Origin of the sequence: Pseudomonas sp. p99-361 (assembly GCF_003935475.1) — a bacterium.
Taxonomy (GTDB): domain Bacteria; phylum Pseudomonadota; class Gammaproteobacteria; order Pseudomonadales; family Pseudomonadaceae; genus Aquipseudomonas; species Aquipseudomonas juntendi.
Window position 1 is genome coordinate 1 of record NZ_RHQO01000043.1, and the last position, 26,727, is coordinate 26,727.

23 protein-coding genes and 1 pseudogene are annotated in these 26,727 nt (G+C 60.8%); 12 read left to right on the forward strand and 12 right to left on the reverse strand.

Annotated features, from left to right (window positions below):
- The first annotated feature begins 296 nt into the window (after window positions 1-296).
- The 5 genes from EGJ22_RS17895 to EGJ22_RS17915 all read left to right on the forward strand — a co-directional run bounded on the left by EGJ22_RS17895 (window position 297) and on the right by EGJ22_RS17915 (window position 6,830).
- Window positions 297-1,940: a recombinase family protein gene (locus tag EGJ22_RS17895; protein ID WP_125920322.1), complete on the forward strand. Its 1,644-nt coding sequence runs from the start codon at window positions 297-299 to the stop codon at window positions 1,938-1,940.
- Window positions 1,941-2,654: 714 nt separating this feature from the next.
- A complete protein-coding gene (locus EGJ22_RS17900; RefSeq protein WP_125920323.1) occupies window positions 2,655-3,026 on the forward strand; it encodes a hypothetical protein in 372 nt (123 codons plus the stop codon).
- Complete coding sequence (locus tag EGJ22_RS17905; protein WP_125920324.1) at window positions 3,023-3,571, forward strand: hypothetical protein; 549 nt, start codon at window positions 3,023-3,025, stop codon at window positions 3,569-3,571. Before EGJ22_RS17900 ends, EGJ22_RS17905 begins: the two co-directional genes overlap by 4 nt.
- Window positions 3,572-4,022: 451 nt before the next feature.
- Window positions 4,023-5,558 carry a hypothetical protein gene (locus EGJ22_RS17910; protein ID WP_256671871.1) on the forward strand — a complete coding sequence of 512 codons (1,536 nt, stop codon included), beginning with the start codon at window positions 4,023-4,025 and terminating at the stop codon, window positions 5,556-5,558.
- A gap of 726 nt (window positions 5,559-6,284) precedes the next feature.
- The gene (locus EGJ22_RS17915) at window positions 6,285-6,830 is read left to right on the forward strand and encodes a recombinase family protein (protein ID WP_125920325.1); all 546 of its coding nucleotides are present in this window, start codon (window positions 6,285-6,287) and stop codon (window positions 6,828-6,830) included.
- A 537-nt stretch (window positions 6,831-7,367) separates the two neighbouring features.
- Here EGJ22_RS17915 and EGJ22_RS17925 read toward each other — a convergent pair.
- Window positions 7,368-7,964 carry a hypothetical protein gene (locus EGJ22_RS17925; RefSeq protein WP_125920327.1) on the reverse strand — a complete coding sequence of 199 codons (597 nt, stop codon included), beginning with the start codon at window positions 7,962-7,964 and terminating at the stop codon, window positions 7,368-7,370.
- A 90-nt stretch (window positions 7,965-8,054) separates the two neighbouring features.
- A complete protein-coding gene (locus tag EGJ22_RS17930) occupies window positions 8,055-9,002 on the reverse strand; it encodes a DUF4352 domain-containing protein (RefSeq protein ID WP_125920328.1) in 948 nt (315 codons plus the stop codon).
- 285 nt (window positions 9,003-9,287) lie between these two features.
- On the opposite strand from EGJ22_RS17930, the pseudogene EGJ22_RS17935 reads away from it, so the two are divergent.
- Both EGJ22_RS17935 and EGJ22_RS17940 read left to right on the forward strand, forming a co-directional pair.
- Window positions 9,288-10,130 (forward strand): annotated as a pseudogene (locus tag EGJ22_RS17935) (histone deacetylase); the annotation flags it as partial.
- 148 nt (window positions 10,131-10,278) lie between these two features.
- Window positions 10,279-11,520, forward strand: a complete 1,242-nt coding sequence (locus tag EGJ22_RS17940; protein ID WP_029887392.1) for a TIGR03862 family flavoprotein — start codon at window positions 10,279-10,281, stop codon at window positions 11,518-11,520.
- Window positions 11,521-11,547: 27 nt separating this feature from the next.
- Here the strand turns inward: EGJ22_RS17940 and EGJ22_RS17945 are convergent, their stop codons facing one another.
- The 5 genes from EGJ22_RS17945 to EGJ22_RS17965 all read right to left on the reverse strand — a co-directional run bounded on the left by EGJ22_RS17945 (window position 11,548) and on the right by EGJ22_RS17965 (window position 15,920).
- The gene (locus tag EGJ22_RS17945) at window positions 11,548-12,879 is read right to left on the reverse strand and encodes a DEAD/DEAH box helicase (protein WP_064314560.1); all 1,332 of its coding nucleotides are present in this window, start codon (window positions 12,877-12,879) and stop codon (window positions 11,548-11,550) included.
- Between the two features lie 54 nt (window positions 12,880-12,933).
- Complete coding sequence (yedA, locus tag EGJ22_RS17950; RefSeq protein ID WP_029887390.1) at window positions 12,934-13,854, reverse strand: drug/metabolite exporter YedA; 921 nt, start codon at window positions 13,852-13,854, stop codon at window positions 12,934-12,936.
- Window positions 13,855-14,000: 146 nt separating this feature from the next.
- A complete protein-coding gene (locus EGJ22_RS17955) occupies window positions 14,001-14,606 on the reverse strand; it encodes a PolC-type DNA polymerase III (RefSeq protein WP_029887389.1) in 606 nt (201 codons plus the stop codon).
- A gap of 8 nt (window positions 14,607-14,614) precedes the next feature.
- Window positions 14,615-15,094 carry an NYN domain-containing protein gene (locus EGJ22_RS17960; protein WP_009681780.1) on the reverse strand — a complete coding sequence of 160 codons (480 nt, stop codon included), beginning with the start codon at window positions 15,092-15,094 and terminating at the stop codon, window positions 14,615-14,617.
- A gap of 76 nt (window positions 15,095-15,170) precedes the next feature.
- A complete protein-coding gene (locus EGJ22_RS17965; RefSeq protein WP_029887388.1) occupies window positions 15,171-15,920 on the reverse strand; it encodes a DUF2076 domain-containing protein in 750 nt (249 codons plus the stop codon).
- A gap of 166 nt (window positions 15,921-16,086) precedes the next feature.
- Here EGJ22_RS17965 and EGJ22_RS17970 point away from each other — a divergent pair, with 166 nt between their 5' ends.
- Window positions 16,087-16,743 (forward strand): YciC family protein, encoded by a 657-nt coding sequence (locus EGJ22_RS17970; protein ID WP_009685422.1) that lies wholly within the window; start codon window positions 16,087-16,089, stop codon window positions 16,741-16,743.
- A gap of 48 nt (window positions 16,744-16,791) precedes the next feature.
- Here EGJ22_RS17970 and hrpB read toward each other — a convergent pair whose 3' ends face one another.
- The gene (hrpB, locus tag EGJ22_RS17975; RefSeq protein WP_029887387.1) at window positions 16,792-19,320 is read right to left on the reverse strand and encodes an ATP-dependent helicase HrpB; all 2,529 of its coding nucleotides are present in this window, start codon (window positions 19,318-19,320) and stop codon (window positions 16,792-16,794) included.
- Window positions 19,321-19,436: 116 nt separating this feature from the next.
- On the opposite strand from hrpB, the gene EGJ22_RS17980 reads away from it, so the two are divergent.
- Both EGJ22_RS17980 and EGJ22_RS17985 read left to right on the forward strand, forming a co-directional pair.
- Window positions 19,437-19,856 (forward strand): hypothetical protein, encoded by a 420-nt coding sequence (locus EGJ22_RS17980; RefSeq protein ID WP_029887386.1) that lies wholly within the window; start codon window positions 19,437-19,439, stop codon window positions 19,854-19,856.
- A gap of 21 nt (window positions 19,857-19,877) precedes the next feature.
- Complete coding sequence (locus EGJ22_RS17985; protein WP_009685411.1) at window positions 19,878-20,750, forward strand: cation diffusion facilitator family transporter; 873 nt, start codon at window positions 19,878-19,880, stop codon at window positions 20,748-20,750.
- A gap of 13 nt (window positions 20,751-20,763) precedes the next feature.
- Here EGJ22_RS17985 and EGJ22_RS17990 read toward each other — a convergent pair whose 3' ends face one another.
- Entirely contained in the window at window positions 20,764-21,564 is an 801-nt protein-coding gene (locus EGJ22_RS17990) for a DUF6515 family protein (RefSeq protein WP_029887385.1), read from the reverse strand.
- Between the two features lie 395 nt (window positions 21,565-21,959).
- Here EGJ22_RS17990 and EGJ22_RS17995 point away from each other — a divergent pair, with 395 nt between their 5' ends.
- Window positions 21,960-22,436: an Lrp/AsnC family transcriptional regulator gene (locus EGJ22_RS17995; protein ID WP_003249795.1), complete on the forward strand. Its 477-nt coding sequence runs from the start codon at window positions 21,960-21,962 to the stop codon at window positions 22,434-22,436.
- Between the two features lie 54 nt (window positions 22,437-22,490).
- On the forward strand, window positions 22,491-22,694 hold the full coding sequence (locus EGJ22_RS18000; RefSeq protein ID WP_003249787.1) for a DUF2788 domain-containing protein: 204 nt from the start codon (window positions 22,491-22,493) through the stop codon (window positions 22,692-22,694).
- 94 nt (window positions 22,695-22,788) lie between these two features.
- Here EGJ22_RS18000 and EGJ22_RS18005 read toward each other — a convergent pair whose 3' ends face one another.
- The 3 genes from EGJ22_RS18005 to EGJ22_RS18015 all read right to left on the reverse strand — a co-directional run bounded on the left by EGJ22_RS18005 (window position 22,789) and on the right by EGJ22_RS18015 (window position 26,726).
- On the reverse strand, window positions 22,789-23,427 hold the full coding sequence (locus tag EGJ22_RS18005; protein ID WP_029887384.1) for a pseudouridine synthase: 639 nt from the start codon (window positions 23,425-23,427) through the stop codon (window positions 22,789-22,791).
- A gap of 6 nt (window positions 23,428-23,433) precedes the next feature.
- On the reverse strand, window positions 23,434-24,897 hold the full coding sequence (gene amn, locus EGJ22_RS18010) for an AMP nucleosidase (protein WP_029887383.1): 1,464 nt from the start codon (window positions 24,895-24,897) through the stop codon (window positions 23,434-23,436).
- A 176-nt stretch (window positions 24,898-25,073) separates the two neighbouring features.
- Window positions 25,074-26,726 carry an acyl-CoA dehydrogenase family protein gene (locus EGJ22_RS18015; protein ID WP_029887382.1) on the reverse strand — a complete coding sequence of 551 codons (1,653 nt, stop codon included), beginning with the start codon at window positions 26,724-26,726 and terminating at the stop codon, window positions 25,074-25,076.
- Between the last annotated feature and the right edge of the window lies 1 nt (window position 26,727).

Genomic DNA, 26,727 nt, shown 5'->3' on the forward strand with positions numbered 1-26,727 from the left:
GCGATGCGCCGCGCGGGCGGCGCTCGCTCTAACAGGCGCTGCATACCTTGTGGCAAACACCTGTCAGCCCTGATGCGGTCCCTGTGGGAGCCGGCTTGCCGGCGATTGGGCAGCAAAGCTGCCCCGGCCATGGCAAGATCAGCACTGGCCCTGACCGCGACCTCCCCCATGCCGTTGCCGCTGATCTACCACGAAGACTACAGCCCGGAGTTCCCTGCCGAGCACCGCTTCCCGATGGACAAGTTCCGCCTGCGGAAGTGTAAGCTATGCAGTGAACCGTTTCAGAGCCTTCCATCATGCCCATCGCAGTGCCCTATTCACGCTTTTCAAGCGGACGTCAAAGCTACGGCAGCAGCTTGCATCGTCAAGAAGCCTTGATCGCCAACTGGCTTGCTCACCATCCCGAGTACACCCTGTATGAGCGAAAATACGAGGACCTGGGTGTAAGCGGGTCCAGCGGTAAGCACATTGACGCGGGTGAACTGGGCGAATTGCTGGCAGCAATTGAAGACGGCCAACTCCCTACCGGCACTGCGGTACTAGTAGAAGCTATGGATCGCTTCAGCCGCCTCGAACCGATGGACACTCTCAACCACCTTCGCACCATCGTGAAGGCTGGGATTGAATTTGTGACCTTGGATGATTGGCAGCGGTATGACGCGAAGTCACTGAAGGGAAACGGTCTGCTTTATCTGGCGCTCAAGGCACAGACCGCACACGAGTTTGCCGTTAGGCTGTCCGAATTCGCCGTCGGCTCGTATAAAAGACGGGCCGAGAAGGCGAAGCTGAATGAGCCGATCAAACGCCGTAACCCGTTCTGGCTTACCAGTGAAGGCAAGTTGAAAGATGACGGTTCGTCTGATGCCATCAAGCAGGTTTTCCAAGCCTTCGCTAACGGTGTTCCACTACGCGCTCTGGCTATCCAGTACAGCCAGTATTTCGCCAATAGGCAGAGCTTGAAGCACGCCTTGCGAAACCCTGCGGCCATTGGTTATTGGCAACGTACCACGACCATCGAAGTGGATGGTGGGCAGAAGCGGGTTCCGGGTGAACTCATTAAGGGTGTGTTCGACCCTGCCGTCACCGAAGAACTTTTCTACCAAGTGCAAAGAATGCTGGACGACCTAGCCGATCAACCAGTTACGGTCGCCCGCAAGTTCCCCTTGGCTGGGTTGATGGAATGTGGCGACTGCGGCGCCAATATGGTGCTTCTTCGCCAGAACGCTAGACAGCAGACCGATGCTGTTCGCTGCTATCGCCGGATGCAAAGTACAGAGAAGTGCACGAACCAGAAGACGATCCCGGTGCCTGTAATCGGGTGGTTCTATGAAGCTACCCGCAAGCCCCACGCTTTCAAGGCGTACCAACGCACTAAATTGCCTGAGAACACCCGCCAGCGGATCAAGTTGGAAGGCCAGATAGAGCAGTTAAGCAAACAGCAAGCACGACTACGTAAACTGGTGCTACTGGATGAAAACGATGAAAGTGCAGTGGCGGATTACCAGCAGTTGGTAAACGAGAAGAAATTACGTGAGCAAGAATTGGCATCTCTGCCGCTTGTCACTGATAGCCCTGTAGTTGGCATGCCTGAATTCTGGCGGTTTATGCACTCTGATCCCTTCGCAATTTCCAATCTTCTGCAGCAGGATGGTTACCGTATCATCTGCCGCAACGATGGAACGCTTGAAATCAAAGAAAGCGCCGACGATCACCCCGCTGAGTCAGCCCAGTATGTCGGCTATGCTCGAAAGTACCGGATGTGGAAGGTTAAACCGAGGGGCGAGGATACTATGTTCGTAGATAGTACCGGTCAAATTCAGTTCCCTCAGACCGTGACCATCACTACGTCCGAGCAATGGCAGCAACGTATAGAAGGGACGGACTTGTCCGCCTATATGGATGGTGACGACCTTGCGGACTACCTCGAATCGCAAGGCTAAAAGTTAAGCAAACAGGGGTACGATTCCGCAATCGCTGACTTACCCCTGAAACGACCGGAACTTTATTTTCACAAATGCATGCATTATCTATTGACAGCTCCAGAAAGAGTGTATAATCGGTGTCATAAGTTTGGTAATGCAGCTAACTTCCCGTCGAAGTATTCCCGCTAGTTTCCATCTTAAATGCCAATACACAGTTAGACTTGGAATGGTCCTACTGGGGTTACCCCGTTGTCAGTCCGGGGCATATGACTGATGATTTGAAGATCGTGGATAGTTGCACCGGCATATCAAGATCCGTAATTCCACCTTGATATCATGGTTATACCCAAGGCCAGTGGGAGCAGCGAGACTGGCCACCTATATATACGCTTGCCCGCAAGGGGCGGCACAATACTTGCTCACGCAAGTACGCAACACCAAAGACCAAAAACGCAATCAGCCCGAAACTCATCATCGAGTAACGGGCTTAATTCGCCCAATGAAAAACCTTAACTCATGCAGGTAACAATATATGCAAAGACCGCTACGCCGCAGCACGTGCGAAGTTTGTGGAAGAACACACTATTCAAGAAGTCCACTAACCCGCTTCTGCGGATCAGCTTGCCAGTCTCGCAGCTGGCGCAGTAAGAACAAAGAAACACAGCAAGAACTTGAGCAACTTTATATAACTCAAGAGCAAGAAGAAAAAACCAATCAGAAGGAAGCGGCATAATGTCCAGCCACAAAGTGTACCTAGAGGTGCGAAAGTCAGACGGGGCAATCCTTAGCTACTTCTTAGAACGACCAACTGCCCAGTCAGCCACAGCGGATTACGTGGAAGCTACACAGGATGAACTAACTTACCTATCAGCCCTGGAAGACTACATCTTATCCGCTGGTACAGCAGTGTCGCTAACCCACCTAGAAAGCCATAGGAAGCGCGTATACGAAGCGAAAGCAGCCAAGGCAGCCCAACATATTGCCCAAGCCCGAGAGGCCGCTAAAAAGCCTTCCCAGAGCGATACAGCGGCAGACAACAAAAAGCCGAAGTATTCGGCAAGAATTTTCAAAGATATGATTAACAAGAAACGGAAGCAATCATGATAACTGAATACCAATACGGCGTTAACGTTGTAGAGTTTTACCCCCATTCTGATGAAGACTTGCAGAAGCTAATTGCAGCCAAGCAAGATGGCTATAACAGAGGCAGCGAGACACTGCACTACAAAGACAAAGCGGCCCATATCCACTGGCAACGCAGCAAGCCTCTAGAGCCTGCCGTCATGGAACTTTTCGAAGAGATGGCGAAGGGGTATACGCTGGTCAAGCTGGCATTCAACCCGCCGCTAGATGTGTTTGCGGTACTACGCAAGCCAGAGAAGACCATCAAAGCTGAGCTTGTTGAAGTGGCAAAGTCTGCTCGCCAAGAATATGACCTGTCTCGCTTTGAAATGAATCTTGCTGAAACTAAACGTCAGGTGAAGTTCAGCGTAGACCAAGTTAAGCGTGCAGAAGATGCAGCGGCAGCAGAAGCAGCAGCCAAAGCAGCGGCGGCACTTAAACAAGATCAGGAAGCAACGGCCTTGGCTGACCTGCTCAAAGCCTACGCCGCACCGGCAGAGGCCACAGTAGAAGGTAAGGCAGTGTGAACGACGAATACGTACATGGCGAGGGGATGCGGCTAACGTTCACCCCAGCCGAGTTTGATGTTCTGTGCAGCCAGGCACGCAAGCACAAGATGCCCGTACGCAAGTTCGTGAGCTGGATGGTGAAGTGCTTCATTAACTCTGTGCCAACCGAAGAGACGAAGCGGGCGAAATAGTCGCCCCTTCCGACTCGCTCGGCAACATCGGTGAAGGCCGCAGGTAGTATAGAACCTGTCCGCCTTAATCGCTCAATCCCGCATGGCACTAGGGCTTCAGCCCAATCGACTATGCACAATCCCAGTAGAAACCCATATGCGAATTTCAGTATACCGGCCTGAGCACCAAGCGAAGTTGCTTCGCTTGATGGAACACACAGGCGCCATTAACCCTACCCGCGTGGTAGAGCAATTGATTGAAGAAGCTGCCATGCGGCTTGATTCCCAAGGCGGAACGAATGTCAACGAGCAACACCAAGAAGAGCAACACCCGTAACTACAGTTACACCTGCTACATCTGCAATAGTCCCTACACAGGACACCGAGAGGAGGCGGACAAGGCCAAGCGCTTCTGCAAAGATAGCTGTAGAAAGGCCAAGTCAAGACAAGCCGACAAGTCTGCAAAGCGGCAGACCCGTATAGAAGACCAGTTCACTCGGTTCTGTAAGGGCAGTTTCGGGCAGTGGATCATCAGAGAGTGCATCAAGGCCAACACCGTCTGCATCATGATGAGCCACACCACCACATCGCTATTCGAGCTTGAGCAGTTCCATAACCGCTACTACAAGTGCTATGGCTTCAACCCAGATGAACAGAAGTCTGTGTATCACCGCTGCCACATCCAAGCCCGTATAGGCGTAGATGGCTCAGTGGGAGCACTGCACCCGCTAAACCTGTTCATCGGCCTATCCCGACCTAACCAGACAGCCGGTAACAAGTTGATATCTACCGATGCGGGGCTGAGCATCCCCGCCCACAAGCTGCAAAAGAAGTGGCAAGTAGCTGTGGGCGACACTAAGCAGCAGGTGGCAAAGAAGGTACGCGCCCTGCTGGGCACAGAGTTCATCGAGTATCTGGCCCAATCCGCTGCTTTGAAGTTGGACACACTGCACACCTTGGCCCGGCAAATCTATAACCGGCAGCAGAAGGGCACAGCGGTACAGGAACTGGAAGACCGCTATACACTTGGCCAGCTTGAGCAACTACCGCTAGAGCAGCTAGAGCTTATGGACGCCCACCAGCGGGGCAAAGATTCGTTCACCAGGTTTGCGTCCGATAAGCACACCCGTGCATCTCTGTGCGTATATGCAGATGAGCTTGAACGGATGGCAGCGGTATCGCCATCACAGCGTCACCGGGACAACTGCACCTTTATGCTTGGTCTGGTGCGGGTGCTTGGCATCTACATCGCACAGAGCGAGTGTCCATTTGATGGTGGCCACAAAGCCTTTTTGCCGCAAAAGGGGTTTGAATGGCAGCCGCTAACCTATATGAACTGGCAGCAGCCATGGGGCAAGCCCTGCCGGCAGCTTATAGACGCTGACCACCGCTTGCTGATCGAGAGCATCACCGCCCACTGCTACCACGCACTATCGGGTGCAGACATCCCCAAGGGCTTGCTTCGTGCTCGCCTGCTCAAGCGGCTTGATGTGGCCACGCTGGTGCCAACGGTGCTTGTACCTGACGAACAGCGGTTCAAGAAGCTGGGTACATGGCCTAATTACATCGCTGCTCTGTACGCAGATGCCGAACTAGTGTGGCAGCCATTGCTTGCACTTGGTCTATGTACCGCTGAACAGCTTGATGCTGCCCGCACAGGCTTACTTGATTGCCTGCACGCCGCCATCGAAAAGGGCCGTCGAGACTACTTGGCACAGCCCCGCTTCAAGCGGATGTATCGAGGCCGCTACTACGACCAGTGGGGCTTCAAAGGCTACCCGGCACACCTCGAATTCCCACCAGTAGCAGCAGAACCATTGCCGAAGGTGGCGTAGAGATCGCTTCAAAAATGATTCGATGCTCACGTGGGCTGAGTTTCCAGCTCACATAAGGTGGGTGAGGCTGAGTTTTCAGCAGTGCCTGAGGATGAACGCAAATTTGCTTCGATCTACTGGAAAGCAAAGGTAGGGTTAGGCTACCCCCATTGGGGGTAGGGCAAGGTGTATACAGTCCAGGGCGAGCTTGGTAGCCACTTGGGGTGGCAGAGGGCAAGGCTCCTGCATCGCAGGAACTTCACGCTCCCAGCGGGCAAACCAGCAGCCGCCAGATAACTAATGGGAAACTAACGGCATAACTAATCCAGTTGGCCATCATTTCGAGCCGTCTGGATGCCGCTACACGGCTACAGCCCAGTAATTCCGGGCATCTGCACTACAGGGCGTTAAGCAAAGTTCCACTTTTCTGCATTTCCCGCAAGATTTATGTGGAAATACTTTCAGCCCTGAAAACTTAGGGCTGCTGACCTGTCGCGTTGTCGATGCCCCCAGATTTGGGGCGATCTAATCAGCCCGCCTAGTGCGGGCTTTGGGTCTGCTGGAAAGTCAGCGGGGGCCGAGATAGCCAGAACTGCCCTGCCCTGTATTCATTGGCGTAAACGCTAGCGGTCACAAGTTGATGAATACAAAACACCCTAGAATTCCGTATTCATTAGGCTTGCTTTAGGCATTGAATACAGCCATACTCTCTGCATCTAGAATCAAATGAATACAGAGGGCAGGGAAATGGCAAAGGTCGGATACATCCGCGTCAGCTCGGTTGACCAGAACACAGAGCGTCAGCTTGATGGCATCGCCCTGGACAAGGTGTTCACTGACAAAGAGAGCGGCGCCACTACCGCCCGCCCCCAGCTACAGGCGATGCTAGAGTACGTCCGTGAAGGGGATAGCATTGTTGTCCATTCCATCGACCGCCTTGCACGCTCCCTGTCCGACCTGCTCAAGTTGGTGGAAGACCTGACCAAGCGTGGTATCCACATCCGCTTCAACAAAGAGCAGTTGGAATTTACCGGCGAAGACAACCCGACCCAGCATCTGATGCTGTCGATGATGGGGGCCGTAGCCCAGTTCGAGCGGGCTATGATTAAAGAACGTCAGCGGGAAGGCATCGCCAAGGCCAAGCAGAAAGGCGTATATAAGGGCCGCACAAAGACTGTGGATGATGCAGCAATCTGTGCCGCTGTTACTGGCGGTCTATCGTTCCGCAAGGCGGCAGAGAGCCTTGGTGTTAGCCTGAGTACCGTACAGCGTGCAATGAAAGCCAGCACCTAACGAGCGCCATCCGGTGCAGCACCCACATCGAGGACCAACATGGAAGACCGAGACGCGGCAATAGCGGACGCCCTTGAGAGCCTGCATATAAACCAGACAGCCTTGAGGGCAGCCATCGAAGAAGTAAGTACATGGATCAGGCAACGTGGCTCTGTAAATGCCCACGAAAACACCATGACCTGCCTTCAGGCTTTAGATGCCAACGCTGATGCCATCGCTTCAGCGATAGAACGCCTTCGCACGTAGCCGCCTTCGGGCGGCTTTTTGCTGCCCTTGATATTCTGAAATCGTACTGTGCGGCTCGCTGTGGGCCGGGCTGTAGCGTTAAGTACTGATTCAGTGTGGTCCAGTACACAGCAGATTTGCTGGCTACTGCCCTCCACATGATTCACATCTGAATCATCCCCGCCTGATATTCCTGCCCCGGCTAATGGACGATATTCGGCGTGAGTGAAGGCAGCACTGAAGAATTCCAAGGTACTTTCTTAGCGATAAGATCAAGATTAACCGAATGTCATCAATGGAAGTCTGCGCAGCTCAGCCGCTGACAACAGACTTACTCGCCCATAGAGCGATCTTTTTTCTGCTCATTTGACTTATAACCTCATTATATATCGCCGTTTTTAGGGGATTCTTTCCGTTCATTTTCGCCAATCGTCGAGCGAATATATTTCGCGCAATTTCAGCATAGGGATTTTTCAGAGAGTTCAGTCGACGAAGGCAAAACACTTCCGCATGTGCCTCTGCCTTTGCAAGATCAATCGCCTGCCCAGACTTATAGTTTACACCTCGAATCATATCGTCTGCATGTCCTAACTCGTGCAAAAGCACGCCCAACCGAAAGCAGTTATTAAGTTGTGTATGCTCGTGCATTTTCTGTTTTAGAAAAATCACTGGCTTTGCTATGCCATTGCTGCTAACAAGTATTGTGCACCCGTCGCCAGACAGCTTTGAATAGACGTTAGCAATCGCATCATCTTCAGCTTTAAAAGAAAGTATCCGGTCAACCAGAAGGCCACTGGCAGAGCAAGTGGTGACGATATCAAAGTTTTCGAAAGACTCGATATCAAAAATACCATGCAGATCCAAACCATACCGCTCTTGCTTTATCTGCGAAATCAATTCATCCAACATTAACAATACTCCCTATCGTTATGCCCTGACCGACCACAACCAATTCAAGGTCCGCCGAATCGAGGTCCCATCTACCAGCACGATAGACGCCTATCCATGATCGGCTTCAATGCGGCCCACCCAAAGCCTTATGCCGTCCGGGTTTCGGCCGGGCTTCCAGTAGACCTCTCCCTCGATTTCGTTAGGTATCCGGTACACGATTTTGGTTTTGACGGTAACCAACGGATTAACCTTGCGGAACCAAAGATTATAGCCTTCAGCAGATATTGGCTCGACCGAGTCGAAGTCATATTCCTTCCCATTATAGCTAACGATTAAACTCCCCTCGGCAGGCATCCTGGATTCAGTGTCTAAGTTTTTGAATGAAGCGTGAAGGATGAAAAAGCGAGACCCCTCCCAAGCTTTAGGCTCGGCATACCGGTTACTGGTCCCAACTGTTCTGCCATATTGTGCTCGATCAACAGTCACCGAGAAGTACCCGATGTTAGCTGTCTTTGTTCTTGTGCTCGCAAAACTTCGGAATCGCTCCCCGAATGTTGCACCGGGGCCTAACCCAGCAGCAACCAATGCTGTCTGACAGTAGAAAAATTTATTTATTCGTTCTTTCTCTTCCGCTTTCCGTCCCGCTTGATTTTTTACCTCTCGCCAAGTCGCAAAAGCAGTATTGGCTTTCTCGTCGCTATATTCATCATCATAGTAACTTTCGATGGACGGGACATGTACGGAATTGTCACCCCTCAGTTTAATCAAGTCAGTATTAAACTTCAGACCCTTCGCACGAAACTGCTTATGAAAATCTTCTAGCACGGAGTCCCGCGACGCAATGAATCTTAACGCCCCGTTTACTTGGGTCATCATTGAAGCGTCGTATAATCTACTCTGATCAACAGGAGATAAACCCTTCAGATAAGTTATGCAGTTAAGCGACAAGAAGTAATGATCTTGCATCACGGCCGAAATCGTTTCGTCCTCGTTAGCCTTTCCCAGCACGGTAGAACAAGCTACTAAAGCCGATAGGGCCAAACCTACTCGCTTCATTTGTAACGCCCCGTTGATGGCAAGGTGCCAGATTATGTTCGTAACGCCGAGCAAAGCAAGCGGATGTCACCGCCCCGCTCGAAAGCCAAGCGGTTTACGGGTGATGTCGGCGATACAGAACCAACCTATAGATTTAGCACCCGCAACGGGTGTTTGGCGAAGGTCGTTTTACCCGATTCGGCGACGACTCTCGGCTACGGTCGAAGGCTAGGTTACAAAAGTCAGGGCTACCGGGGGCTGGTCCCGCCTAGCAATCAACGCGGGGACGAAACACTGCATAAATAGAAATTCAGCCTGCTGCACGACCACCTGGTCGACAGTGGGCTGACCACCGACCAGGCCTTGCTGCGCCCAGACATCTGCCCCAACGATATCCTCGCCCTGGCCCACGACCGCGACTACATCGCACGCTACATGAATGGCGAGCTGTCCCGCGAAGACCAGCGTCGCCTCGGCCTGCCCTGGAGCGAAGCCTTGGCCCGGCGCACCGTACGGGCCGTGGGCGGCTCGCTGCTGACGGCCGAACTGGCGCTGCAGCATGGCGTTGCCTGCCACCTGGCCGGTGGCACCCACCATGCCCACTACGACCACCCTGCCGGCTTCTGCATCTTCAATGACCTGGCAGTGATCAGCCGCTACCTGCTGGAGGCCGGCCGTGTCCAGCGGGTGCTGATCTTCGATTGCGACGTGCACCAGGGCGACGGCACCGCACGCATCCTGCACGATACCCCGGAGGCCATCACGGTCTCGCTGCACTGCGAACAGAACTTCCCGGCACGCAAGGCCAACAGCGATTGGGACATTCCCCTGCCGCGGGGCATGGGCGACACCGCCTACCTGAACGTGGTGGACGACACCCTCAACTACCTGCTGCCGCTGTATCAACCCGACCTGGTGCTGTACGACGCCGGCGTCGATGTGCACAAGGACGACGCGCTGGGCTACCTGCAACTGACGGACGCCGGCGTGGCCGCCCGCGACGAGGCCGTGCTGCGCCACTGCCTGGGCCGCGATATTGCGGTAATGGGTGTGATCGGCGGCGGCTACAGCAAGGACCGGGTGGCCCTGGCCAAACGCCACGGCATCCTTCACCACAGCGCAGCGCGTGTCATCGGTTGTTCACAATGACTGTGGAACCGCTTGTGGATAACCTGCGGGAAAGCCGCTGCAGGCCTTGACCAGCAAGGCCTGTAGAACACTGGTTTTTTTTTGACCAGTGTTTCCGGGGGCAGCGCTGCGCTAGAATGCGCCTCTTTTCCACAGCCTGCTGCCCACCATGCCCGATTTCAACCCCGCATCGCCTCCCCTTGCTGTCGTCATCGGTGGCGGCCCCGCCGGCCTGATGGCCGCTGAAGCCCTGGCCCAGGCAGGCTTGGCGGTCGAGGTGTTCGATGCCATGCCTTCGGTGGGCCGCAAGTTCCTGCTGGCCGGTGTCGGCGGCATGAACATCACCCATTCCGAGCCTTACCCCGCGTTCGTGGCCCGTTATGCCGAACGCCAAAGTGAAATCGACACGCTGCTGGGCGAGTTCGACGCGGAGGCTTTGCGCCAGTGGATTCACGGCCTGGGCATCGAGACCTTCGTCGGCACATCAGGCCGGGTATTCCCCACCGACATGAAAGCCGCCCCGTTACTGCGCGCCTGGCTCAAGCGCCTGCGCGACAGCGGGGTAGTTATCCACACCCGCCATCGCTGGCTCGGCTGGAACGCCGAGGGGGCCTTGCGGATCGCTTATCCACAGGGCGAGCGCCTCGTCAACGCCGCTGTGCTGGTGCTGGCGCTGGGTGGCGGCAGTTGGGCGCGCCTGGGTTCCGACGGCAGCTGGCAAGCGCTGCTGGCCGAACGGGCTGTGGATATCTCGCCCCTGCAACCGAGCAACTGCGGTTTCGAGGTGGCCGGCTGGAGCGCGCTGTTGAAAGACAAGTTCGCCGGCGCGCCGCTGAAGAACATCGCCCTCAGCGTGCCTGGCAGTGCACCGCGCAAAGGTGAGTTCATCCTCACCGCGCAAGGTGTGGAAGGCAGCCTGGTGTACGCCTGGTCGGCGCCGGTGCGTGAGGCCATCAACCGCGATGGCCGGGGCGTGTTGTTGCTTGACCTGTTGCCGGACAAGCCTGTGGACAAGATTGCCCAGGCACTGGCCAGGCCACGGGGCTCGCGCTCCATGGCCAAGCACCTGCACAGCCAGCTGGGTATCGATGGGGTAAAAGCCGCACTGCTGCGCGAGCTGACCGCCCCTGCAACCTTTGCCAGCCCTGAAGCGTTGGCGCAGGCGATAAAGGCCCTGCCAATCACCCTGGTGCGCACGCGACCGCTGGATGAAGCGATCAGCAGCGCCGGCGGTGTGCGTTTCGAGGGGCTGGATGCAGGGCTGATGCTCAAAGGCATGCCGGGGGTGTTCTGTGCCGGCGAGATGCTGGACTGGGAGGCACCGACCGGGGGCTACCTGCTCACCGCATGCTTTGCCAGCGGGCAGCATGCCGGGCGGGCGGCTGCACAATGGCTCAAAGCCCAGGGCTGACACCGCCCGACTGTGGGCGCCGCGAGGCTACGGCTTGCGCTTGCGCGGCCCGCTATTGAAGCTTGGTACCTTGCGCACAGCCTTCACTGCAGGCTCGGCATTGCCCCCCTCGGTGCTGTCCATCCAGCGCCCCAAGCCACGCTTGGCGCTGTTCTCTTTCGGCTTTTTGGGCTTCTTCGGCTTCTTGATCACCTGGCCACTGGTGTCGGTCATCGGCACCCGGTGATCCGGAATGAAGTCCGGTTCTTCATGACGCGGCAGGGTCTGGCGGGTCAGCACCTCAATCGCCGCCAGCAGCTGCACTTCATCGGCGCACACCAGCGAAATCGCCTCGCCCTTGTTGCCCGCCCGCCCGGTGCGGCCGATACGGTGCACGTAGTCCTCGGCAACGATGGGCAGGTCCAGGTTGACCACCAGCGGCAAATCGTCGATATCCAGGCCACGGGCAGCCACGTCGGTGGCCACCAACACCTGGATTTCCCGGGCCTTGAAGCTGTCCAGCGCGCGCTGGCGGGTCGCCTGCGGGCGGTCACCGTGGATACCATCGGCATTCACACCCTCGGCCAGCAAGCGCGCCACCAACTGGTCGACGCCATTGCGGGTCTTGGCAAACACCAGCACCTGCTTCCAGCGCTGCTTGCGCATCAGGTGGCAGAACAGGTCTTCCTTGCGCTTTTTATCCACAGGTACCAGCCACTGCTTGACGCTGGCGGCAGTGGCATTGCGTGGGCTGACTTCGATACTCAGCGGGTCATTCAGGGCCAGCCCTGCCAGCAGGCGGATCTGCTCGGAGAACGTGGCGGAAAACAGCAAAGTCTGGCGCTTGCGTGGCAACGCGGCATAGACCGATTGCAGCTCTTCGGCAAAGCCCAGGTCGAGCATGCGGTCGGCTTCGTCCAGCACCAGGGTCTGTACCTGGTTGAACTTGACCGCGTTCTGCCGGAACAGGTCGAGCAGCCGGCCAGGGGTGGCGACCAGCAGGTCGACGCCACGGCGCAGGCGCATCATCTGCGGGTTGATGCTGACCCCGCCGTACACCGCATAGGTGCTCAACGGCAGGTTCTCGGCGTACTCGCGCACGTTGTTGTGCACCTGCTCGGCCAGCTCTCGGGTCGGCACCAGCACCAGGGCACGGATCGAGTTGCTGGCCACTTTCTCGCCTTCCAGGGCCAGGCGCTGCAGTACCGGCAGGGCAAAGCCTGCCGTTTTTCCGGTGCCGGTCTGGGCCGCGGCCATCAGGTCGCGGCCGGCCAGCACGGCGGGAATGGCCTTGGCCTGCACCGGGGTTGGGGTGGTGTAGGCCAGCTGCTGCAAGGTGCGCAGCAGCGGTTCGATCAGGCCGAGTTGGGCGAAATTCATGGCAATACCGTCAGGGGTTCAGCGAAGCCGGCAAGTTTACCGCATCGCCCCTGCCTACTTGCAGATTTCGCCTTTCAACGGCAACACGGGTTTGGCAGGCTTGCGCCACTGCGGCAGGCCGATCAGCACCACTGCGCCAATGATCACCGCCATCGCCACGCACTCTTCGGCACCGATCTGCTCACCGGCAAACAGGATCCCCAACAGCACCGCCACGGCCGGGTTGACGTAGGCGTAGCTGGTGGCAGCTGCCGGGCGCACGTGCTTGAGCAGGTACATGTAGGCGCTGAAGGCCAGGATAGAGCCGAAGAACACCAGGTAGGCCAACGCGCCCCAGCCGGCAGCGCTTGGCACCTGCGTCATGCGCTCGCCCGACAGCAGGCTGCCCAACAACAGCACTGCGCCACCCACCAGCATTTCGGCGGCACTGGCCATTGGGCCCTGTGGCAGGGGCAGGCTTTTGCTCCACACCGAACCGAATGCCCACGAGGCCGCGGCAAAAACGATCAACGCTGCGCCAATCGGGCTCGCCTGCAGGTTGGACCCCAGGTTCAACAGGGCGATACCCAACAGCCCAAGGGCAATGCCTGCCCACTCCAGTTTCGAGTTGCGGTGCCCGAACAGCAGGCCGAACAGCAACGTGAACAGCGGCACCGTCGCCACCGCCAGGGCCGCCACCCCCGAGGCCACGCCGGCGTGTTCGGCCACCGTTACCCCGCCGTTACCGCAACTTAGCAGCAGAAAGCCGATTGCCCCGGCAGCCCGCCATTGCGGCCACGTGGGTGCCGGCGCACCGCGCCAGCGCAGAAAACCGTACAGCAGGCTACCCGCGATCAGGAAACGCACACCGGCCATGAGCATCGGTGGCCAGCTCTCGACGCCAATGCGGATGAACAGGTAGGTGGAGCCCCAGACCAGGTACAGCGCCAGGAAGGCGCCGATGAGCAACCAGGGAATGCGACGGGAGGCAGGCATTGGAACACTCGAAATCCGTTTACGGGTGAACAGTCTAGGGGCCTGCCTGAGCGAACAGAAGTTACAGAATGGCTTGAAATGAGCGGCACACTTTCGGTGCGTTCGGTTTGAAGCGGGCGCCGCTTGAAGCGAGCGCCGAACACGCCTCAAGCATACTTGACCAGCGCCTCGCGCAGCTTGGCTGCCGGTGTTTTCTGCAACCGGCACAGCAGGCCATGCGAGAGCTGCTGCACACCATGCTGTTCTCGCAACACGCCGGCCAGGTGCTGCATCAGGTTGGCGGCCATTTCGGCATCGGCCATGGCCCGGTGCGCAGTACCGGTGTCCGGCAGCCCCGCCCAGCGGGTCAGGGTGCCCAGCTTGTGGTTCGGCGCTGCCGGCAACAGGCGCCGCGACAACAACAGCGAACAGGCAAATGACTGGCTGCGGCTGCGGCCGATGCGCGCCAGTTCGTAGTCCCAGAACTTCTGGTCGAACGCGGCGTTGTGCGCCAATAGCGGGGTTTCACCCACAAACTCGGCCACCTCGTTCATGACCTTGTCGACCGGCGGCGCACTGCGCAGCATCGCCGTGGTGATGCCGGTCAGCCCGGCGACGAATGCGGGTACCGGCACACCGGCGTTCATCAGGCTCTGGTAGCGCTCGACAATGCGCCCGCCTTCCAGCATGACCACCGCCACTTCGGTGGCGCGGCAGCCGGCACCGGGGGAAATGCCGGTGGTTTCAAAGTCGATGACAGCGATACGTTCCACGAATGACCTCAGTGCTTGAGCAACAACTTACCCTCGATGGGTACATAGCGGCTGGCGGCACGGATCAGTGACAGCGCCGTCAGCCCGGGCACACCATACACCACCGCCTCAGTGCCGTGGCGCTGGATCACCCGCTCCAGCAGCAGGTCGAAATCGCCGTCACCCGAGGCCAGCACCACTTGGTCGACCCGGCTGGCGGCATCGATCACATCCAGGGTAATGCCCACGTCCCAGTCACCCTTGGCCGAGCCGTCGCTGCGCTGGATGAAGGGTTTGAGGCGCACGTCGAAACCAAGGTTGCGCAAGATCTGCTGGAACTGTTGTTGCTTGCTGTCGCCGCGGTCGATGGCATACGCCACGGCCTCGACGATCTGCCCTTCGCGGCAGACATCGGCCCACAGGGCGGTGTAGTTGAAATGGCAACCATGGGCTTGGCGCACGGTGTAGTAGAGGTTCTGCACATCGGCGAACAGCGCGATCTTTTTCACCTGGGAACCTCTTGTCTGGCCTGGAATACCGGGGCCGCTGAGCAGCCCCGGAAATGCCAGCAGTATGCCAGACCTGTCAGACGTAGGAGTCGTCGTCCGAGAAGAACCCACCGTCATCGCTGCTGTAGTCGGTGTCGGCGTAACCACCCTGGTCGCTGCCCCAGCCACCGTTGTCGGCCACTTGCTGCTGCCCGCCCTGGTCATTCCAGCCACCACTGTCACTGGCCGGCGCAGGCTCTTCCTTGATCACCTCGACCACCTCTTCGGGCTGGGAGTTGTGGTTGAACAGGCTGCTGATGCCTTGCGCCAGCAATACACCACCGGCCACACCGGCGGCGGTCTGCATGGCCCCACCGAGGAAGCTGCTGGCACCACTGCGTGCCGGCGCAGCGCCCACGCCAGGCTGCTGTGCCGGCGGTTGCGCGTAAGCCGGTGCCGCCGGCTCACGCCAGCCGCCAGCCGATGCCGCCGCAGGCGCTGGCCGCTGTGGCTGCACCGGCGGCGCTGCAGTGCGCCCGCCCGTACCAAAAATGCTGGACAGGAAACCGCCACCGCCAGCGCTGGGCGCACTGTTGCCGCCCTGGGCCGCCTGGGCGCGGGCCTGTTCCAGCTCGGCCTGCAGTTGCTTGTTCTGCTCGTCGAGGCGCTTGAGCGCCGCTTCCTGCACCAGGATCGCCTGGGCCATGTAGTAAGGTGCCGCCGGCTGCTGGCGCAGGTGCTGCTCGATGCAGGCCTGGGCCTGCGGGTCGCGCGGCTGGCTGGGGTCTTCGGCTTGCTTGAGACGGCCGAACAGGCCGTCGATCAGGGTTTGTTCTTCAGTGTTCATGGGGCGACCTCATGGGTAGCGGGACAACGGACAACCTCAAAGATGGGGCGTTGCGCCGCGCGATTCAATCGCTGCAAGGGTGAAACATTTTTCAGCAAGTGACAGCGCCACGCCTGCTTTGGGCTAAAGTGATGCACCTGTTTTTACTGCCATGCGATATAGCCCGATGAATCCGCTGAGCGTCCTGCGCGACTCCCTGTACTTTTTCCGCCGCCACCTGCCGAACATCATCCAGCTGTGCCTGCCGCTGGTCGTGCTGGAGGCCCTGCTCACCCAACTGCTGTACCGGCAACTGGGCGACCAGGCATCGCCCGCCTACGGCATGCTGATCAGCCTGCTGTGCTATCCGCTGTACAGCGCCGCCCTGATCCTGTACCTGGACACCCGTAGCCAGGGCCAGGACATCGCCAAGCGCGACCTGTTCGCCCGCGCCTTGCAGCTATGGCCGCAACTGGCCCTGCTGATCCTGATCAGCTCGCTGCTGATCATGGCGGGCCTGGCCCTGTTCGTCTTCCCGGGCGTGTGGATCATGATCAACCTGGTGTTCGCCGAGTACCTGCTGGTACTGCGTGGCCGGCCGGTGGTGCAGGCGATGCGCGACAGCGCCAGCATGACCACCGGGCATTTCATGCGCATCATGGTTTGCGTGGTCGCGGTGCTGGCACCGATCTGGCTGATCGACGGGTTACTGCTCATGGCGTTCCCCGAGCCATCGCCGGCCATGGAGCTGGCCATGGACAGCCTCAGCGGCTTCCTGCAGCTGTTCAGCACGGTGGTGCTCTACCGGCTGTTCATGTTGCTGGAAGAAAAAGCCGGCGCCTGAGGGCGCCCTCCCGGTCGCCTGCCAGCGCGCAGGGGCACCGCGCCGCCTTCAGGTGCCCCGCGGCTTCGCCCGGGCCGTGGCCTCTGCCACCAGTGGGTCATCTGGCCAGTAGTGCTTGGGATAGCGCCCTTTGAGGTCTTTTTTCACCTCGGCGTAGGTCGTACGCCAAAAATTGGCCAGGTCCTGGGTGACCTGCACCGGGCGCCGTGCCGGTGACAGCAGGTGCAGCTTGACCTGCTGGCGGCCGTTGGCAATGCGCGGGGTGTCGGCCAGGCCGAACAACTCTTGCAGGCGCACGGCGAGGATCGGCGGATTCTCGCTGTAATCCAGCCGAATGTTCGAGCCAGAGGGCACGGCAAGGTGTGCCGGGGCCTGTTCCTCCAGGCGCTGTGGCAGCGGCCAGGGCAATAGGTTGCGCAGCAGCGATGGCAAGTCCAGGGCCGCGAAATGGCTCAGCCGGGAGACCTTGCCCAGATACGGCTGCAACCAGTCTTCCAGGCTGGCGAGCAAGGCCGCGTCACTGAGGTCGGGCCACTCGCTGTGGCCCTGCCCGGCCAGGTCCAGGTGGCGCAGCAGTGCCACCCGCGCCTGCCACTGGCGCAGTTCCGGCGTCCAGGTCAGCAGGTTCAAGCCTTTGCGGCGGACCAGCCCAAGCAGCGCGCGGGCTTTGGCGTCGTTATCCAGGCCTGGCAGCGGCTCACGGCTGAGCACCAGCTCGCCCACCTTGAGTTGGCGCTCGGCGCGCAATACCTGTTCACGTTCGTCCCAATCGAGCATGTCGACCTGCTCCACCTGCTCGGCCAGCACATCCTCGAACAGGCTGGAATCGAACGCTGCGGCCAGGTAGATACGCTCTTCACGCTGGCCCTGGCGGCTACCCAGGTCGGCGATTACCAGCCACGGGCACTTCATCAGGGCATCGACTTCGGCGAACAGCGCCGCCCGGCCATTGGCCAGGCGGTACTCGGCTCCCCCTTCGCGGCGCTGCTGGGCAACACGGTCGGGGTAGGCCAGTGCCAGCAGTGCACCCAGCCAGCGTGGGTGGCCCGGGTCGGCGACCGCCGCGCTGGCCTTGCCCCGTAGCAGGCCACGGTACTGACGCGACAGTTGCCGGGCACGCTGCACGCCACCCTGGCCGCCCCGTACCGCCTGGCTCTCGCCACTGACCAGCGCCAACCGGCTGTGCAGGTCTGCGCCACCGCCGCGCTGTATATCCCGCTCGCCCAGCAGCGCCGCCACATCGCAGGCCATCTGTGCCAGGCCCAGCGCCTGGCCGCGCAGCAGCAAGTGCGCAATACGTGGATGCGCCGGCAGCTCGGCCATGGCCTGGCCGTGCTCGCTGAGGCTGTCGCGGCGGCCTGGCTTGAACGCGTTCAGCCGCGCCAGCAGGTCCAGGGCCTGAGCGAAGGCGGCCGCGGGGGGTTGGTCAAGCCAGCGCAACTGCTCGGGGGTGACGCCCCAGCGGGCCAGTTGCAGGGCCAGGCCGGCCAGGTCCGCCTGCAGGATCTCGGCAGTGCCGTAGGCAGGAAGCTGGTCATGTTGGGCCTCGGACCACAGGCGGTAGCACACGCCCGGCTCCAGGCGCCCAGCACGGCCGGCGCGCTGGGTGGCACTGGCGCGGGAGATCCGCTGGGTGTCCAGGCGGGTCATGCCACTACCTGGGTCGAAACGCGGCACACGGGCCAGGCCGGCGTCGATCACCACCCGCACGCCCTCGATGGTCAGGCTGGTTTCCGCGATGTTGGTGGCCAGCACCACCTTGCGCTGGCCTGCTGGCGGCGGGTCGATGGCAGCCCGCTGGGCATTGAGGTCCAGCTCGCCATGCAGCGGGCACAGCAGGATCTCGGGGCGCTCGCCCAAGGCCTCTTGCAGATGCTGGTGCACCCGGCGGATCTCGGCCTGACCCGGCAGAAACACCAGCACGCTGCCCGCCTGGTCGGCCAGCGCGTGCAGCACGCTTTCCACGACCCGGGGCTCGATGAATTCCCCCGGCTGGAACGGCCGCCCCCAACGGATATCCACCGGGTGCACGCGGCCCTCGCTGCGCACGACCGGCGCGTCATCCAGCAAGCGTGACAAGCGCTCGCCCTCCAACGTGGCAGACATCAGCAAGATTTTCAGGGGCGGGTCGTCACGCAGCAGTTCACGGCCGTTGAGGCTCAGCGCCAGCGCCAGGTCGGCATCCAGGCTGCGCTCGTGGTATTCGTCGAAAATCAGCAAGCCCACCCCTTCCAATGCCGGGTCGGCTTGCAGGCGACGGGTAAGAATACCTTCGGTGACCACTTCGATACGGGTGCCGGGGCCCACCTTGCTGTCTAGGCGGATGCGGTAGCCCACGGTTTGCCCAACCTGCTCACCCAGCTCACTGGCCAGCCGCTCGGCCGCCGCGCGGGCGGCCAGGCGCCGGGGTTCCAGCATGAGGATGGTCTGCCCGGCCAGCCATGGCTCGTGCAACAACGCGAGTGGCACACGGGTGGTCTTGCCCGCCCCCGGGGGCGCCTCTAGCACCGCTTCGTCGCGGGTTCGCAAGGCTTGGCGCAAAGCGGGCAAGGCCGCATCAATGGGTAATGAAATCATGGTGGTCCTCGAACAGTCTGGCGAGTATAACGGCGAACCCAGCCTGCCCTATCATGGTCTTAGCATCAGGCGCAGGCGCTTCGCTTGCCCTGCTGAATACCCTTTCGGAGATTGTCATGCGCATCCCAACCCGCGCCATCGGTGGCGCACTCGTGGTTACCCTGCTGACCCAACTGACCGCCTGCGGCACCATTTTCTACCCGGACCGTCGCGGCCAGATCGGTGGCAAGATCGACCCGGTGGTTGCCGCCATGGACGCTATCGGCATCCTCTTCTACGTGATCCCCGGGCTGATCGCCTTCGGCATCGACTTCGCCACCGGCGCCATCTACTACCCAGGGGGCCACACCGCCCAGGTCGACCCGGCAAAACTGCAACAGGCGGTCAGCCCGGATGGCAAGGTCGACAACCTGAAGCTGCAGGCCATTCTTGAAACCGAACTGGGCCAGCGCCTGCCGCTTGACGACCCGCGGCTTATCCAGCACCGCGGCAGTGTCGAGCAATTGGCCAGCCTTGGCCTGATGCCAGCAGCCTGAACCACAAGGACCTGACCACGGATGATAACCACCCCGGCTGAACACCAGCGCCTGTTGCGCCTGGCCACCCGCGCCTCGCTGGCAGTGGCCGGCATCCTGGTAGTGAGCAAAGCGCTGGCCTGGTGGCTGAGCGGCTCGGTCAGCCTGCTGGCCGGGCTCACCGACTCGGCACTGGACGCCGTCGCCTCGTTCCTCAACCTGCTGGCCGTGCACTACGCCCTGCGCCCGGCTGATGACGACCACCGCTTCGGGCATGGCAAAGCCGAAGCCCTGGCCGGCATGGCGCAGGCGCTGTTCATCGGCGTCAGTGCCGTATTGATCGGCGTGCAGGCGGTCGAGCGCCTGCATACGCCACAACCCTTGGGTGATACCAGCATCGGTATCGCGGTGATGCTGCTGTCACTGGTGCTGACAGTCGCCCTGTTGGCCTTCCAGTACAAGGTCATCCGCCTGACCGGCTCCACGGCGATCCGCGCCGACTCGCTGCACTACCGTTCGGACCTGCTGCTCAATAGCAGCATCCTGCTGGCGCTGTTACTGGCCCGTTTCGGCTGGCCGCAGCTGGATGCGCTGTTCGGCCTGGGCATTGCCCTCTACATCCTGTGGAGCGCGCTGCAGATCGCGCGCGAGAGTATCGCCATCCTGATGGACAAGGAGCTGCCCGGCGATGTGGGCGAGGAAATGGCCGCGCTGGTGTTGGCCATTCCCGGGGTCAAAGGCGTGCACGACCTGCGTACGCGGCTGTCGGGCAACCAGTGGTTCGTACAACTGCACCTGGATTTGCCCGGGCAGTTGCCGCTGCATGATGCCCATGAGCTGTGCGTGGAAGCCTCGCGGGTGATCCGTCAGCGTTATCCGCAAGCGGATGTGATGGTGCATGCCGACCCGGTCTGAACCTGCGCGTGGGTCAGTTGACGCTGTACCCTCGGCCGCTGAAGCAGGCCCCCAGTGCGCGTTGGTAATTGCTGAGCACATTCGGCGGCGGCGCGTAGGTCGCGGTGGCCGGGTCGAAGCCTGACTGGCTGACCGCCCAGCGGTGGCACTGGTAACGGTCCTGCTCCTGCTGCTCCGGGCCTTGGCCATACATCGGATACGCCACCACGTCATAGCCGCCCGCAACCGGCGGTGGCGGCGCGGGTGGCGGCGCCACTGCCGGCGGGTTGACAACCACATATTCCTGGCTGTCTGCCAGGTACTGGTAGTAGGTATCGGCAACCAGGAAGAACAACGCCCCACCCACCCACACTTCCCGTGCATACGGCGGCAGGTAATTGACCCGCACCCCGTAAGGCGGGGTTACCACGATGTAATTGCCGCCATGCGGGCGGTACCAGTAGCCGCCTGAGTAAAAGTAGTCATGGCCGCGATAGGGCACTTTCCAGTAGCGGTCAGGGAAACGATCGACCGTGTGCCCAGGGCGGTACTGCGGCCCCGGCCCCCAGCCATTGCCATGGCCGTCCGGGCGCCCCTGCCAGTCGCCACCGGGCCTTGGCCCCGGCCCCCCGGCTTGCCAGCGATGCTCATCGCCATGGCGGCGGGGAATATCCTGGTAGTAGCCCTGACGGGGCGGCTGGGTCTGGCGTACTTCGTCGCGGGCGTTCAGCGGCCGACCGGGCCCAGGGTCGCCGGGCCCTTCGGCCAGCGCCCCAAGGCTGATGCCCAACCCCAGCAAACCAACACCTGCCAACTGCCAGATGCGCGACGTCATGGTATTCCTCTCGGTAGGTAAACTGCAGCAGGCAGCCAGTCTACCGTGCTCTTCAGGCCGGCCAATTAAAATTACCGACATGAAAAAAGGGAGGCCGCAGGGCCTCCCTTCAGGAATTGTCGTCCGTGCTCGGCACTTGTGGCACCGGCTCACCTCACAGCGTCTTCTGGAAGCTGTGTAGCCCGGGGGCCTGCGGATCCGGTTGGATGGCTGGCCGCGACCGCCCGCCTAGGGCGCGTCGCCGTGGACTGATGTCCGGGCAGTGATTCTGTTGATAAAGATACCGGACAGCTGGCGGCAGCGGATTGCGAAGATTGCTCATATAAATATTACTTGCGCAATTTTTCACCCTGGAATGATAATTCGCCGCAATCCGAACAGAAAAGGCAAATGCCATGAGCAAACTCGACCGCTATGACCTGAGCATCCTCGCCGAATTGCAGCGCGATGCGCGCATTTCCAACCAGGAACTGGCCGAGCGCATCGGCTTGTCGCCTTCGCCATGCTCGCGTCGGGTCAAGCAGTTGGAGGACGACGGCTACATCTCCCGCCAGGTCGCCCTGCTCGACCGCAAGAAGCTGGGTCTGAGCCTGACCGCCTACGTGCTGATCGGCATGGACCGGCACACGCCGGAGCGCTTCGAGACCTTCGAGGCCGCTATCCGCAACCTGCCACAGGTATTGGAATGCAGCCTGGTCACCGGTATGGATGCCGACTACCAGTTGAAGGTGGTGGTGCCCGACATGGACCACTACCAGAAACTGCTGCTCGGCAGCCTGACCCGCATCGAAGGCGTCACCAGCGTGCGTTCGAGTTTCGTGCTGAACCAGGTGCTGGCCAGCACCGAGCTGCCATTGACCCACCTTCGGTAATTGCCCGCGCCTGCGGGCGTATACTCGAGCGCTCAAACTGCCTGGAGAACACCGATGGATCCCGCCGTATTCGAAGAGTGGATGATGATCATCCTGGTCACCGTGCTGATCGGTTTCATGGGTTTCATCGTCTGGGACCTGGCGAAAAAGTCCAAGGCGGGCAAGTTCGGTACGCTGATCCTGTTCTTCGTGCTGGGGCTGGGGGTGCTGGCCTTTATCATCAAGAGCGTGGTGGTGGGGTTTCTTGAAGGGGTTTAGGCCTTGGGAATGCAGAGGTCGCGACCCAAGGCATGGGTTTGCGCGGTTCTGTAGGAGCGGCCTTGTGTCGCGATGGGCCGCAAAGCGGCCCCCACTAGCGCTGCAATTTTGCCGGAACCTCGCGCCAGCACCCCTGCTCCAACCCGTCCAGCGCCCAGTCACCAATGCGTACCCGCACCAGGCGCAAGGTCGGCAACCCCACCGCTGCCGTCATGCGCCGCACCTGGCGGTTACGCCCTTCACGAATCACCAGCTCCAGCCAGCTGGTCGGCACGCTCTTGCGAAAACGCACCGGCGGGTTGCGCGGCCACAACGCGGGCTCGGCCAGGCGCCGCGCCTCGGCCGGCAAGGTCGGCCCATCGTTCAGCTCCACGCCGTCACGCAAACGCTGCAACTGCTCGTCGCTCGGCTCACCTTCCACCTGCACCCAGTAGGTCTTGGCCAGCTTGTGCTTAGGGTCGGCAATCCGCGCTTGTAGCCCGCCATCGTTGGTCAGCAACAGCAAGCCTTCACTGTCACGGTCCAGCCGCCCGGCCGGGTATACGCCCGGGATATCGATGAAGTCCTTGAGCGTCGCCCGCCCTTCGCCGTCACTGAACTGGGTCAGCACGTCGAACGGTTTGTTGAACAGGATCAGGCGGGGCTCGGCCGGCGGCGCTTTGGCCTGGCGACGCGGGCCGGCGGCAGGCCGCGCCTGGGGGCGGCGCGGCTTGTTACGGGGTGGCAGTGACATGGATCCTCAGCGGAACGGCGGCTCATCGAAGCTGCGCAGTTTACGCGAGTGCAACGAGTTGAGCTCGGTGCGCAGCAGGTCGAGGGCAGCAATGCCGATCTTCAGGTGCTGGCTGACCGCCCGGTTATAGAAGGCGTTGGCCGAACCTGGCAGCTTGATCTCGCTGTGCAGCGGTTTGTCGGACACGCACAGCAAGGTGCCGTACGGTACCCGCAAGCGGTAGCCCTGGGCGGCAATGGTGCCGCTTTCCATATCTACCGCCACGGCACGTGAGAGGTTGATCAGCGGCCGCTCCTGGGCCCAGCGCAGCTCCCAGTTACGGTCATCGTAGGTCAGCACGGTGCCGGTGCGCAGGCGTTTCTTCAACTGTTCGCCACGTTCACCGGTCACTTGCGCAGCCGCTTCCTGCAGCGCCAACTGCACTTCGGCCAGCGCCGGGATCGGAATGTTCGGCGGTACCACGCGGTCGAGAATGCCGTCGCGGCGCATGTAGGCGTGTGCCAGAACATAGTCGCCAATGGTCTGCGACTGGCGCAAGCCGCCGCAGTGGCCAATCATCAACCAGCAATGCGGGCGCAGCACCGCCAGATGGTCGGTGATGTTCTTCGCATTCGACGGGCCGACGCCGATGTTGACCAGGGTGATGCCGTCACCGTCGGCGGCGATCAGGTGGTAGGCCGGCATCTGGTAACGGTGCCAGACCACGCTGGAAACCAGCGCCTGGGCTTCGCCATGGTCCATGCCCTTTTCGATGGCCACGTTGCCCGGCAGCACCATGCGCACGAAACGCGGGTCGTCACGCAACTGCTCCAAGCCATGGCTGATGAACTGGTCGACATAGCGGTGGTAGTTGGTCAGCAGGATCCACGGCTGCATGTGGCGCCAGTCGCTGCCGGTGTAATGCACCAGGCGGCGCAGCGAGAAGTCGACGCGTGCGGCATCGAACAGTGCCAGCGGCAACACGTCGGCATGATCCCAGTCGTACAGGCCGTCGGCGATATTGTCGGTGGCGGCCGACAGGTCGGTGCTGGGGAACACCCGCGCCAACTGCGCGGCGGTGATGCCGCTGCCGGCCAGTTCGTCACCCTGGTCGACCACATAGGGGTAAGGAATGTTCTGTTCGCTGACGCCCACTTCGACGGTAACGGTGTAGTCGTGCATCAGCGGGCGCAGTTGCTCCAGCAGATAACCACGGAACGCCGCGGGCTGGGTGACAGTGACGCTGTAGGTGCCGGCCACCTGCACCTTGGCGTAGGCACGCGTGGTAGCGGCGACTTCGCCATGGCTGTAGTAGGTCAGGCGCAGGGCCGGGTAGCGGAACAGGTCGCGCTGCTCGGCGTCGGGTTCGGTGCGGTCTTTCAGGTAACGCTTGAGCGCAAGGCTTAGGGCACCGGTGGCTTGTTCATGCAGGGCCGCCAGACGATCGACGGCCTGTTCGGGGGTATCAACGACTACAAAAGCGTGGCTCACACTGTGCTTCCTGTCTGGACATGCATGTGAACCATCTTGCCTGCCTTCTTGGCTAAATACATCCCCATTGATCGGTGCTGGATTCTTCGCGGGCGCGCCCGCTCCCACAGGTACGGCACCGCCCGGGACATCCATGAAGATCTTGTGGGAGCGGGCATGCCCGCGAAGAAGCCGAATCAATTCGCCCAGGCTGGCGTCGCCCGCGCCACCAATGCCTGCACATCCACACCGCGCGGCAACGCCCCATACACCCGGCCGCCACCCGCCAACCGGCTGCCAATGAACGCATCACTCACCAACGCATTGCCCGCCTCCAGCAACAGCTTGGCCTGCAACGCCAAGGCAATATCCTCGGTCAACTGCCGCGCGCGGTACTGCATGTCGCCAGTATCGGCAAACGCCCCCTTGAGGTTGCCGATATGCGCCGCCAAACGTGGGTCACCATGCCCATCGCCCAGCTCGGCGAACAAGGCATCGAGCACCCCCGGTTCCTTGGACAAGGCCCGCAGCACATCCAGGCACTGCACATTGCCCGAGCCTTCCCACGTCGAGTTCACCGGTGCTTCGCGGTACAGCCGGGGCAGGATGCTGTCTTCCACATAACCGGCCCCGCCCAGGCATTCGGCGGCTTCGTTGATCATGGCCGGCGCACGCTTGCAGATCCAGTACTTGCCCACTGCCGTCACCAGGCGGGCGAAGTGCGCCTGCTGCGGGTCTTCGAGCTGCTCCAGCGCCTGCCCCATGCGCAGGCTGAGGGCGAGCGCAGCCTCGCTCTCCAAGGCAAGGTCGGCAAGCACGTTCTGCATCAGCGGCTGCTCATTCAACACGCGCCCACCGACCTTGCGGTACGCGCAGTGGTGGGTAGCCTGGGTCAGCGCCTGGCGCATCAGCGCACTGGAGCCGACCATGCAATCGAAGCGGGTCATGGCGACCATTTCGATAATGGTCGGCACACCGCGCCCTTCTTCGCCGATCATCCACGCCAACGCCCCGCGAAACTCCACCTCGCTGGAGGCGTTCGAGCTGTTGCCGAGCTTGTTCTTCAGGCGCTGGATATAGAACTGGTTGCGGCTGTCATCCGGGCGGTGGCGCGGCAGCAGGAAACAACTCAGCCCCTTTTCGGTTTGTGCCAGGGTAAGGAAGGCATCGCACATCGGCGCCGAACAGAACCACTTGTGGCCGACCAGCTCGTAGGCCTGACCCGGGCCCGGCGCCCCGACCGAGTAGGCCCGGGTGGTGTTGGCCCGCACATCGGTGCCGCCCTGTTTTTCGGTCATCGCCATTCCCAGGGTGACCCCGGCCTTGTGCCGGTCGCCGACATTGCGCGGGTCATACTCGCAGGCGAGGATCTTCGGCAGCCAATACTCGGCCAGCTCGGGTTGCAAGCGCAGGGCTGGCACGGCGGCAAAAGTCATGGTCAACGGGCAGCCGCTGCCGGCTTCGGCCTGGCTGTGCAGGTAGGTCATCGAAGCCCTTGCCACATGTGCGCCGGGGCGGGGTTCGGCCCATGGCAGCGACGGCAGGCCATGTTCGACGGCGGTGCGCATCAGTTCGTGATAGGCCGGATGGAACTCGACCAGGTCGATGCGATGGCCGTAGCGGTCGTGGCTGCTGAATTCGGGTTTGTGGGCGTTGGCCAGAAAGCCAGCCTGCATCAGCGGCCCCCCGGCCAGGGCGCCGTAGGCATCGATCCGCGACTCGGCCCAGCCCGCGCCGAAACGCCGCGACCACTCCTGGAGTGGCAGGTCGAGGCGGTAAAGGTTGGCACCGTCAAGGGACGGTGGCTGGTTGGTGACTTCGTGGGTTTCAGCGTACTGGTGCAGGTTCATC

Coding starts and splice junctions, on each gene's coding strand:
- EGJ22_RS17925 (WP_125920327.1), bottom strand. CDS start 7,964: ATGTTGGATGAATTGATTTCGCAGATAAAGCAAGAGCGGTATGGTTTG.
- EGJ22_RS17930 (WP_125920328.1), bottom strand. CDS start 9,002: ATGAAGCGAGTAGGTTTGGCCCTATCGGCTTTAGTAGCTTGTTCTACC.
- EGJ22_RS17900 (WP_125920323.1), top strand. CDS start 2,655: ATGTCCAGCCACAAAGTGTACCTAGAGGTGCGAAAGTCAGACGGGGCA.
- EGJ22_RS18015 (WP_029887382.1), bottom strand. CDS start 26,726: ATGAACCTGCACCAGTACGCTGAAACCCACGAAGTCACCAACCAGCCA.
- EGJ22_RS17945 (WP_064314560.1), bottom strand. CDS start 12,879: ATGAATTTCGCCCAACTCGGCCTGATCGAACCGCTGCTGCGCACCTTG.
- yedA (WP_029887390.1), bottom strand. CDS start 13,854: ATGCCTGCCTCCCGTCGCATTCCCTGGTTGCTCATCGGCGCCTTCCTG.
- EGJ22_RS17910 (WP_256671871.1), top strand. CDS start 4,023: ATGTCAACGAGCAACACCAAGAAGAGCAACACCCGTAACTACAGTTAC.
- EGJ22_RS17965 (WP_029887388.1), bottom strand. CDS start 15,920: ATGAACACTGAAGAACAAACCCTGATCGACGGCCTGTTCGGCCGTCTC.
- EGJ22_RS17970 (WP_009685422.1), top strand. CDS start 16,087: ATGAATCCGCTGAGCGTCCTGCGCGACTCCCTGTACTTTTTCCGCCGC.
- EGJ22_RS17915 (WP_125920325.1), top strand. CDS start 6,285: ATGGCAAAGGTCGGATACATCCGCGTCAGCTCGGTTGACCAGAACACA.
- EGJ22_RS17980 (WP_029887386.1), top strand. CDS start 19,437: ATGCGCATCCCAACCCGCGCCATCGGTGGCGCACTCGTGGTTACCCTG.
- EGJ22_RS18005 (WP_029887384.1), bottom strand. CDS start 23,427: ATGTCACTGCCACCCCGTAACAAGCCGCGCCGCCCCCAGGCGCGGCCT.
- EGJ22_RS17990 (WP_029887385.1), bottom strand. CDS start 21,564: ATGACGTCGCGCATCTGGCAGTTGGCAGGTGTTGGTTTGCTGGGGTTG.
- EGJ22_RS17905 (WP_125920324.1), top strand. CDS start 3,023: ATGATAACTGAATACCAATACGGCGTTAACGTTGTAGAGTTTTACCCC.
- EGJ22_RS17995 (WP_003249795.1), top strand. CDS start 21,960: ATGAGCAAACTCGACCGCTATGACCTGAGCATCCTCGCCGAATTGCAG.
- hrpB (WP_029887387.1), bottom strand. CDS start 19,320: ATGATTTCATTACCCATTGATGCGGCCTTGCCCGCTTTGCGCCAAGCC.
- EGJ22_RS17940 (WP_029887392.1), top strand. CDS start 10,279: ATGCCCGATTTCAACCCCGCATCGCCTCCCCTTGCTGTCGTCATCGGT.
- EGJ22_RS17985 (WP_009685411.1), top strand. CDS start 19,878: ATGATAACCACCCCGGCTGAACACCAGCGCCTGTTGCGCCTGGCCACC.
- EGJ22_RS18000 (WP_003249787.1), top strand. CDS start 22,491: ATGGATCCCGCCGTATTCGAAGAGTGGATGATGATCATCCTGGTCACC.
- EGJ22_RS17895 (WP_125920322.1), top strand. CDS start 297: ATGCCCATCGCAGTGCCCTATTCACGCTTTTCAAGCGGACGTCAAAGC.